This is a genomic window from Mycobacterium sp. ACS4054 (assembly GCF_001667275.1).
In the GTDB taxonomy this organism is placed as follows: Bacteria; Actinomycetota; Actinomycetes; order Mycobacteriales; family Mycobacteriaceae; genus Mycobacterium.
Genome location: NZ_LZHV01000026.1, coordinates 22,909 through 31,129, shown reverse-complemented (window position 1 = coordinate 31,129; position 8,221 = coordinate 22,909). Strand labels below are relative to the sequence as shown.

At 69.3% G+C, this 8,221-nt stretch carries 7 protein-coding genes; 4 read left to right on the top strand and 3 right to left on the bottom strand.

The genetic code is table 11. The features are described 5' to 3' along the window. Positions 1–202: 202 nt before the first annotated feature. Positions 203–1,597, bottom strand: a complete 1,395-nt coding sequence (locus tag A5730_RS05230; RefSeq protein WP_067896573.1) for a cystathionine beta-synthase — start codon at positions 1,595–1,597, stop codon at positions 203–205. A gap of 68 nt (positions 1,598–1,665) precedes the next feature. Next, the gene (locus A5730_RS05225; protein ID WP_067896569.1) at positions 1,666–2,733 is read right to left on the bottom strand and encodes an alpha/beta hydrolase; all 1,068 of its coding nucleotides are present in this window, start codon (positions 2,731–2,733) and stop codon (positions 1,666–1,668) included. Between the two features lie 244 nt (positions 2,734–2,977). Between A5730_RS05225 and A5730_RS05220 the strand changes: the two genes are divergently transcribed. Then, positions 2,978–3,940: an SGNH/GDSL hydrolase family protein gene (locus A5730_RS05220; RefSeq protein WP_156745696.1), complete on the top strand. Its 963-nt coding sequence runs from the start codon at positions 2,978–2,980 to the stop codon at positions 3,938–3,940. Between the two features lie 87 nt (positions 3,941–4,027). Beyond that, on the top strand, positions 4,028–5,245 hold the full coding sequence (locus A5730_RS05215; RefSeq protein WP_067896566.1) for an acetyl-CoA C-acetyltransferase: 1,218 nt from the start codon (positions 4,028–4,030) through the stop codon (positions 5,243–5,245). A 115-nt stretch (positions 5,246–5,360) separates the two neighbouring features. On the opposite strand, the gene A5730_RS05210 is transcribed toward A5730_RS05215, so the two are convergent. Next, positions 5,361–6,212: a Bax inhibitor-1/YccA family protein gene (locus A5730_RS05210; RefSeq protein WP_055404042.1), complete on the bottom strand. Its 852-nt coding sequence runs from the start codon at positions 6,210–6,212 to the stop codon at positions 5,361–5,363. 167 nt (positions 6,213–6,379) lie between these two features. Here A5730_RS05210 and A5730_RS05205 point away from each other — a divergent pair, with 167 nt between their 5' ends. Both A5730_RS05205 and A5730_RS05200 read left to right on the top strand, forming a co-directional pair. Further along, positions 6,380–7,414, top strand: coding sequence for an enoyl-CoA hydratase/isomerase family protein (locus tag A5730_RS05205; protein WP_067896586.1), 1,035 nt, complete (start codon positions 6,380–6,382; stop codon positions 7,412–7,414). A gap of 12 nt (positions 7,415–7,426) precedes the next feature. Further along, positions 7,427–8,218 (top strand): enoyl-CoA hydratase, encoded by a 792-nt coding sequence (locus tag A5730_RS05200; RefSeq protein WP_055404027.1) that lies wholly within the window; start codon positions 7,427–7,429, stop codon positions 8,216–8,218. Positions 8,219–8,221: the final 3 nt, after the last annotated feature.

The following is an 8,221-nucleotide window of genomic DNA, read 5'->3' as shown; positions in this document are numbered from 1 at the left end:
CACCAGCGCCGATGCGCCGGTGGGTGCGGGCGGGGTCTCCTGCCCACCCGGTGATCCGGGCGACGGCGGAGGTGGCGGGTAGGAGCCGCCGGACGGCGGTTGATCGGTCATGAGCACCCTTCCACTGCGGACCAGCTGAACCAGGCCGCATTACAGTACCTGAGCGCGCAGCGGCCGGGCGAGACTTGCGTCGCGCGCCCCGCTAGCGTCGCCGCGGCCCGTCCGAGAGGAATCCGAGCAGGTCATATCGGGTGATCACGCCGACCGGCTTGCCCTCCTCGACCACCATCAAGGCGTCCCAGTCGCGCAGCGCCTTGCCGGCCGCGCTGACCAACTCGCCCGCGCCGATCATCGGCAGCGGCGGGCTCATGTGCTGCGCGACGGCGTCGGCCAGCTTGGCCCGGCCCTCGAAGACGGCCGACAGCAGCTCGCGCTCGGAGACGCTGCCCGCGACCTCGCCGGCCATCACCGGCGGCTCGGCGCCGACCACGGGCATCTGCGACACCTCGTACTCGCGCAGGATGCCGATGGCGTCGCGCACGGTTTCGGACGGATGGGTGTGCACCAGGTCGGGAAGGGCGCCGGATTTGCCGCGCAGCACGTCGCCCACCGTGGACTCCTCGGTGGAACCGTCGAGGCGGCTGCGCAGGAAGCCGTACGACGACATCCAGGCGTCGTTGAAGATCTTCGCCATGTAGCCGCGGCCGCCGTCGGGCAGCAGCACCACGACCAGCGAGTCGGGGCCGGCCTCCTCGGCGACCTTCAGCGCGGCCACCACCGCCATTCCGCACGACCCCCCGACCAGCATCGCCTCCTCGCGGGCCAGCCGCCGGGTCATGTCGAACGAGTCGGAGTCGGACACCGCGATGATCTGGTCGGGCACGGTCGGGTCGTAGGCGGCCGGCCAGAAGTCCTCGCCCACGCCCTCGACCAGGTAGGGCCGTCCGGTGCCGCCGGAATACACCGAGCCCTCGGGGTCGGCGCCGATGACGCGGACGGTCCCGCCCGACACCTCTTTGAGGTAGCGGCCCGCGCCGGTGATCGTGCCGCCAGTGCCGATGCCGGCGACGAAGTGGGTGATCTTGCCGTCGGTGTCGGCCCAGATCTCCGGGCCGGTGGTGGCGTAGTGGCTGGCCGGGCCTTCCGGGTTGGCGTACTGATCGGGCTTCCAGGCGCCGTCGATCTCACGGGTCAGCCGGTCGGAGACGCTGTAGTAGCTGTCCGGGTGCTCGGGCGGGACCGCCGTCGGGCACACCACCACCTCCGCGCCGTAGGCGAGCAGCACGTTGCGCTTGTCCTCGCCGACCTTGTCGGGGCAGACGAACACGCACTTGTAGCCGCGCTGCTGGGCCACCAGCGCCAGGCCGACGCCGGTGTTGCCCGAGGTCGGTTCGACGATGGTGCCGCCGGGCTTCAACAGCCCGCTCGCCTCGGCGGCGTCGATCATCCGCGCCGCGATCCGATCCTTCGAGCTACCACCGGGATTGAGGTACTCGACCTTGGCGGCCACGGTTCCGGCGCCGTCGGGAACGACGGAATTCAGGCGAACGAGCGGCGTGCCGCCGATGAGCTCACTGATGTGCTGGGCGATCCGCATGCCTTCATGGTGTCAGGCGGGTTCCGCGGGTGCACGATGTGCTCGCCCCGGCGGTCCGACGGCGGTCGCTACTCGGTGGCCTCGCGGATATAGTCGCCGATCTGGCGCAGCGAGCGGACCGCCTCCGGCACCATCGGGGCGGCCAGCTGGAAGTCGTGGATCTGGCCGGGCCACACCCGCACCTCGGCCGGCACCCCGGCCGCCGCGAGCCGGTCGGCCGCCAGTCGCGCGTCGTGCAGCAACACCTCGGACCCGGAGACGTGGATCAGCGTCCGCGGCAGGCCCGCTTTGATGTGCTCCAACGGCTCGTATATCTCCTCGGGCCGCCCCGCGGTCTTGTGCTTGTCGGCCGCGCTGGCCACCAGCGCGGCCAGCGCGTCGAAGGCCCGGTGCGAGAACATCGCGTCGGTGTTGATGTTGGGATGCGCCTGCTTGTTTTCCTTGGCCAGCTGCAGCAGCGGCGAAATCATCACCAGGGCCGCCGGCTCCTCGTCTTCGGCCTGGAGGCGCTGCGCCAGCGCGAGCGCCAGGTAGCCGCCCGCCGAGTCGCCGGCCAGCACGATCTGCTCGGGCTGGTATCCGTGCAGCCGCAGCCACTGGTAGCCGTCGTGGCAGTCGTCGAGGGCCATCCCGATCGAATGCTTGGGCAGCAGCCGGTAGTTGACCACCAGGACGGGCGAGTCGGCGAACCTCGACAGGGTCTCGACCAGCCGGCCGTGCGAGTTCGCCCCGCAGGTCAAAAACGCCCCGCCGTGGAAGTAGACGACCACGCGGCGGGTGCCGTCGGCGGGCAGCACTCCGGGCGCGCGCACCAGCTGCGCGGACGCGTTGGGCAGTTTCACCGTCTCGCGGACGGTGGCCGACACCGGGAGGACCACGCGGGCGGCCAGGTCGATCAGGCCCCAGGGCCAGGGGAAGTTCGGGACGTGGCTGCCGGCGGACAGCACCGGCCGGATGGTCACCCGCGACGTCAGGTTCGCCACCCGCGCAGCAACGCTGGGCCCCGATTCGAGAACCTCGACGGGCGCCCCATCGCTCATGGCGAACTTGCGGGTCTTAACCCGCCGAACCCTAAGGACTTCGTGAGGACGAAGGGCATTCCGGGGGAAGCCGGATACTCTGCCGGGTGCGCTCATGCTCAACACTTTCTACGCCGTTGTAGTGCGATACAGCATGTGACGAGGCAGCTGAGCGTCTGGTTCAGCCGTTCGCGCCGGGCGCTCAGCCAACCCCGCGAACTCAGCTTGACAGCCACTTCTTAAGAGAACGTTTAAAGAGTCCGATTTGTTACCAAGTTCGGTTCGGGCCGTGACCACATTGTTGATCAGCGAGCCCCGCAAACATGCGAGCGCATCTAAACTGGACACCGTGACCATGCGGGTGCCTCGCCGTTCGGCGATCGCCCTGGCCACCGCAGGCGCACTCGCCTCGACAGGAACCGCATACCTGGGGGCGCGCAACCTGCTAGTCGGCCAGGCGACACACGCGCGCACGGTCATCCCCAAGTCGTGGGACATTCCCCCGCGCGCCGACGGCGTGTACAGCCCGGGCGGCGGCCCGGTGGAACGGTGGCACCGCGGCGTGCCCTTCGACCTGAGCCTGATGATCTTCGGCGACTCGACCGCCGCCGGCTACGGCTGCGTGAGCGCCGAGGAGGTGCCGGGCGTGCGGATCGCGCGCGGCCTCGCCGAGCAGACCGGCAAGCGGATCCGGCTGAGCACCAAGGCCATCGTCGGGGCGACGTCGAAGGGTGTGTGCGGCCAGGTTGACGCCATGTTCGTGGCGGGAGCGCCGCCGGACGCGGCGGTGATCATGGTCGGCGCCAACGACGTGACCGCCCTCAACGGTGTCAGCCAGTCGGCGCAGCGGCTCGGGCTGAGCGTCCGCAAGCTGCGCGCCCGCGGCGCGGTGGTGATCGCCGGCACGTGCCCGGATCTGGGGGTCATCACCGCGATCCCCCAACCACTTCGGTCGCTGGCGCACGAGCGCTGTTCGCAACTCGCGCGCGCCCAGGCCGCGGCGGTTCGGGCCGCCGGCGGCCTGCCGGTGCCGCTGGCGCAGTTGCTGACCCCGCAATTCCGCTCCACGCCCCACGTGATGTTCTCACCGGACGGCTTTCACCCGTCCGCCCCGGCGTACGCGATCGCGGCCGACGCGCTGCTGCGCGCGCTGTGCGAAGCGTTGGACGTCGAGGTCGACCTGCCGCCGCTGGAGTTGGCGGCGTCGACGACCGAGCCGGTGCTCGGCCCGCGCCACACCCGGCACAGCGTGATGTCGCGGCTGTGGCGGCGCCCGGTGCCGGGACCCGCCCCGTCTGCGCACCCACCGGTCGGCAACGACTAGATTCGTGCTAGCCCGTCGGCGTGGAATCACCCACCCGGTGTACGGAGCGAGCTTGTCCCATCCGGAAGGGATTTGAAGGGAACCGTCATGCCTGAAGCCGTAATTGTCTCCGCCGTTCGCTCGCCGATCGGCCGGGCGATGAAGGGGTCGCTGGTGTCCATGCGGCCCGACGACCTTGCCGCCCAGATGGTGCGGGCCGCGCTGGACAAGGTGCCGGCCCTCAACCCGCACCAGATCGACGACCTGATCCTGGGCTGCGGTCTGCCGGGCGGCGAGTCCGGCTTCAACATGGCCCGCGTCGTCGCCGTCGAGCTCGGCTTCGACTTCCTGCCCGGCACCACCGTGAACCGGTACTGCTCGTCCTCGCTGCAGACGACGCGGATGGCGTTCCACGCGATCAAGGCCGGCGAGGGTGACGCGTTCATCTCCGCGGGCGTGGAGACGGTGTCCCGGTTCGGCAAGGGCAACTCCGACTCGTGGCCCGACACCAAGAACCCCCTGTTCGACGAGGCCCAGGAGCGGACGTCGACGGCGGCCGCGGGGGCCGACGAGTGGCACGACCCCCGCGCCGACGGCAACCTGCCCGACGTCTACATCGCCATGGGCCAGACCGCCGAGAACGTCGCCATCTTGACCGGCGTCAGCCGCGAAGAGCAGGACCGCTGGGGCGTGCGCAGCCAGAACCGGGCGGAGGAGGCGATCAACAGCGGGTTCTTCGAGCGGGAGATCACCCCGGTGACCCTGCCGGACGGCACGACCGTGAATAAGGATGACGGGCCGCGCGCGGGCACCACGTACGAGAAGGTTTCCGAGCTCAAGCCGGTGTTCCGGCCCAACGGCACCGTCACCGCGGGCAACGCCTGCCCGCTGAACGACGGCGCCGCCGCGCTGGTGATCACCAGCGACACCAAGGCCAAGGAACTCGGCCTGACGCCGTTGGCGCGCATCGTGTCCACCGGCGTGAGCGGCCTCTCGCCGGAGATCATGGGCCTGGGCCCGATCGAGGCGTCCAAGAAGGCGCTGGCCCGCGCCGGCATGTCGATCAACGACATCGACCTCTACGAGATCAACGAGGCGTTCGCCGTCCAGGTGCTGGGGTCGGCGCGCGAGCTGGGCATGGACGAGGAGAAGCTGAACGTGTCCGGCGGCGCGATCGCGCTGGGCCACCCGTTCGGCATGACCGGCGCACGGATCGCGACCACGCTGATCAACAACCTGCAGACGCACGACAAGACGCTGGGCTTGGAGACCATGTGCGTCGGCGGCGGGCAGGGCATGGCGATGATCATCGAGCGGCTCAGCTGACGGATCTGCCGCGACTCGTCGAGGGTGCGTCCGGGGATTCGGGTGTGCACCCAGAGGCGCCGAGCACGAAAAGACCGGCACGCCAAGGGCGTGCCGGTCTTTTCGTTGACGAGAACTAGTCGTTCTGCAGGTAACTGAGCAGACGCAGGATCTCGAGGTACAGCCAGACCAGGGTCACGGTCAGGCCGAGGGCGATGCCCCAGGCCGCCTTGTCCGGCGCGCCGGCGCGCACCATCTGGTCGGCCGCATCGAAGTCGATCAGGAAGCTGAACGCCGCGATGCCGATGCAGACCAGCGAGAAGATGATCGCGACCGTCCCGCCGCTGCGCAGGCCCAGGCCGGTGCCGCCGCCGACGTGGAACATCGCGAGCACGAAGTTGCCCAGCATCAGGGCCAGCACGCCGAACATGGCGGCGACCAGCATCCGGGTGAACTTGGGCGTCACCCGGATCGCGCCCGTCTTGTAGACGACGAGCATTCCGAAGAACACCCCGAAGGTGCCCAGGACGGCCTCCCCGATCAGGGCGCCCGCGTTCGCGTGCGAGACCGAGAAGTTGGCGAACACGAACGAGACGGCGCCCAGGAACAGCCCCTCGAGCACGGCGTAACTGAGCACGATGGCCGGACTGTCCTGCTTGCGGCCGAAGGTGGCGACCAGCACCAGGCCCAGGCCGCCGAGCGCGCCGATCATGGTCAGCGGCATCGCCAGCGCGAGGTTGGACGCCACCAAGAAGTAGGACACCACCGCGGACACCGCCAGCACGGCCAGCGTGATGCCGGTCTTGGTGACGACGTCATCGATGGTCAGCGGGCGCGAGGCCCTGGCCTCCTGGTACGGGGCCTGGTAGGGGGCCGCGTAGGGGTCGGCACCATACCCGGGCATCGGGGCCGCGCCCGTGCCGAATTGCGCGTATCCGCCCTGTTGCTTGGGCAACGAACGAAATACCGGATTGCTTGTCTCCCGCACCGTCGGATCCTCTCTATTGGCTTCGAGCTGTGCGAACACAATCTCAACGATCAGCGTCCCGTCCGGGTTCCCATGTCGTCGCGTTAAAGATAACCCTTACCCGCGGGTATCGCGCCGGTCGTCACGATCTAGATTTTTCGTCGAGGATGGCGATGGGAGGCCAGGGCGTGACCGACGAATCCGATGAGGTTCTCACCCGTGTCGACGGCAACGTCGGTCTGATCACGCTCAACCGCCCCAAGGCGATCAATTCGCTCAACCAGCCGATGGTGGACGCGCTGAGCGCCGTCCTCACCCGCTGGGCGGCCGACGACGCGGTGCGGGCGGTGGTGCTCTCCGGCGCCGGCGAACGCGGGTTGTGCGCGGGCGGCGACGTGGTCTCGATCTATCACAGCGCCCGCAAGGACGGGGTCGAGGCGCGGCGGTTCTGGCGCGACGAGTATCAGCTCAACGCCCAGATCGCCGACTTCGCCAAGCCGTACGTGGCGCTGATGGACGGCATCGTGATGGGTGGCGGCGTCGGCGTCAGCGCGCACGCGGACACCCGGGTGGTGAACGATACCTCCAAGATCGCGATGCCGGAGGTTGGCATCGGCTTCGTGCCCGACGTCGGCGGGATGTTCCTGCTGTCCCGGGCGCCCGGCGGGCTGGGCCGGCACGCCGCGCTCACCGGGGCGCCGTTCACCGGCGCCGACGCCATCGCGATGGGATTCGCCGACCACTACGTGCCGCACGAAGGCCTCGAGGCGTTCACCCGGGCGGTCGTCGCCGAGGGAGTCGACAGCGCGCTGTCCCGGCATGCGGTTGAGCCGCCGCCCAGTGAGCTTGTCGCACAACGGGATTGGATCGACGATTGCTACTCCGGCGACACGGTCGAAGACATCGTCGCCGCGCTTCGCGGGCGCGGCGGCCCCGCCGGCGAGGCCGCCGACCTGATCGCCACCCGCTCGCCGATCTCGTTGTCGGTGACCTTGGCGGCCATCCGGCGCGCCGCGAAACTCGACACGGTGAAAGACGTTCTCGTTCAGGACTATCGGGTGTCGTCGGCGTCGCTGCGGTCACACGACCTGGTGGAGGGCATCCGGGCGCAGCTGATCGACAAGGATCGCAACCCGCAGTGGTCGCCGGCGACGCTGGCCGAGGTGACCGCGGCCGACGTCGAAGCGTATTTCACCCCGGTCGACGACGACCTGAGCTTCTAGAAAGGCGATTCGGTGACAGACACGACCTCCAGCAGCTACGAAACCATCCTGGTCGAGCGCGAGGAGCGCGTCGGCATCATCACCCTGAACCGGCCGAAGGCGCTCAACGCGCTTAACACCCAGGTGATGAACGAAGTCACTGCGGCGGCAACGGAATTCGATAAGGATCCGGGGATCGGGGCGATCATCATCACCGGATCGGCCAAGGCGTTCGCCGCGGGCGCCGACATCAAGGAGATGGCCGGGCTGACGTTCGCCGAGGCGTTCGACGCGGACTTCTTCGCCCCGTGGGCCAAACTGGCCGCCGTACGCACCCCGACCATCGCCGCGGTGGCCGGCCACGCGCTCGGCGGCGGCTGCGAGCTCGCCATGATGTGCGACCTGCTGATCGCCGCGGACACCGCGAAATTCGGTCAGCCGGAGATCAAACTCGGCGTGTTGCCCGGCATGGGCGGCTCGCAGCGGCTGACCCGCGCCATCGGCAAGGCCAAGGCCATGGACCTCATCCTGACCGGGCGCACCATCGGCGCCGCCGAAGCCGAACGCAGCGGCCTGGTTTCGCGCGTCGTGCCGGCCGACGACCTGCTGACCGAGGCCAAGGCCGTCGCCACCACCATCTCCCAAATGTCGCGGTCGGCGGCCCGGATGGCCAAGGAGGCCGTCAACCGCGCGTTCGAATCGACCCTGACCGAGGGGCTGCTCTACGAACGTCGGCTCTTTCACTCGACCTTCGCGACCGAGGACCAGTCCGAGGGCATGACGGCGTTCATCGAAAAGCGCACTCCCAACTTCACGCACCGGTAGGCC